The organism is Vibrio sp. 10N.222.48.A3 (genome assembly GCF_041475345.1).
GTDB lineage: Bacteria > Pseudomonadota > Gammaproteobacteria > Enterobacterales > Vibrionaceae > Vibrio > Vibrio tasmaniensis_A.
Window position 1 is genome coordinate 1 of the sequence record NZ_JBFRVX010001221.1, and the last position, 1,409, is coordinate 1,409.

Consider the following 1,409-nt stretch of genomic DNA (forward strand, 5'->3'; position numbering starts at 1 on the left):
GGTATAGGTCTAGGTGGAATACTCGTCATATCTCTTTTTGTTGTTCATTTTGTACGTAAACAAGTTGTTAAGCCTCTACACGCTCTCGTTAGAGCTAGCCAGAGAATAAAAAATAGTGATTTCGAGGTTAAGTTGGAGGTTACCAACAATAATGAACTGGGCATTTTGACCAAAACATTTAACTCGATGGCGAAAGATTTAGGCGTGCTGTATCGAAACCTTGAAGATGTTGTCGATGCCAAGACGGTTGAGTTACAAAATGCCAACCAATCATTGCAAGCACTCTATTATTCTTCTCAAGAACTCACGGTAACGCGTGTTGCACCGGAAAATTTCCGAGCTATTTTGCAGTACTTGGTCAGCCTAGAAGGGATTGAATCGCTAAGGTTAGAAATAGTCGATAATTCGGGACGTTCTTTGATTATGGATGAAGGTTACGACCCGACTTGCGATTATGAAAAGTTTGAAATGAAACTGGATGATAACGAGCTTGTTTTGGGCTATCTGTATTGCTCATATCATCATGGTCATTCAACTAAGACGCTAATTGAGAGTTTTATTCAACTGTTATCGAGAGCTATCTACTATAATCGCGCTCAAAAGAAAGCTGAGCAGCTTATTATTATGGAAGAGCGAGCGACGATTGCGCGTGAACTGCATGATTCATTGGCCCAATCGCTGTCGTATTTAAAAATCCAAGTGACATTGTTAAAGCGTGTTATTGGTAAACTTCCGGAACACAAACATCGAGAGCAGTCTGAGCAGATTGCATCTGAGATAGGGAATGGGTTAGCCGGTGCCTATACTCAATTGAGAGAGCTACTCACCACATTTAGGTTATCCATCAAAGAGGGTAGCTTTGGAGATGCTTTGAGCACCATGCTAGAGCAACTTAGTGAAAGAACCGATGCGAAGATTAAATTAACTAATAACCTTTCATCGCTAGAGCTTGATGCGCACAGTCAGGTTCACTTGCTTCAATTGATTCGTGAAGCAACAATAAACGCAATAAAACACGCCAATGCCGACTTGATAGATGTATGCTGTATCGATGAGGACGGACAAGTATTAGTCGTGATTAAAGATAATGGAGAAGGCTTTGACCCAAGTAGTTCGAAGATGAACCACTACGGAATGAGTATTATGCAGGAGCGTGCGGCAAGACTGAATGGTGACTTAACGATTGAAGCGGCTCAAGGTGAGGGCTGTACAGTCATATTGAAATATAAAAGTTTAAAGGAAGTTAAAGTTGACGATTTGTAAAGTAATGTTGGTTGATGATCATCCATTGATGCGCAGAGGTATAAGCCAATTACTGAGCTTTGAAGATGAATTTGAAGTGATTGCAGAAGCAAGTAACGGTACTGAAGCGGTCGCTCTTGCCCATGAAGAAGAACCTGATTTGATCC

2 protein-coding genes are annotated in these 1,409 nt (G+C 41.1%); both read left to right on the top strand.

Translation table 11 applies throughout. The features are described 5' to 3' along the window. Positions 1-1,263 (top strand): histidine kinase (locus tag AB4653_RS25175; protein WP_372105590.1); only part of this gene is annotated, 1,263 nt, incomplete at its 5' end. Next, positions 1,250-1,409 (top strand): response regulator (locus AB4653_RS25180; RefSeq protein WP_372105591.1); only part of this gene is annotated, 160 nt, incomplete at its 3' end. The genes AB4653_RS25175 and AB4653_RS25180, both read left to right, overlap by 14 nt.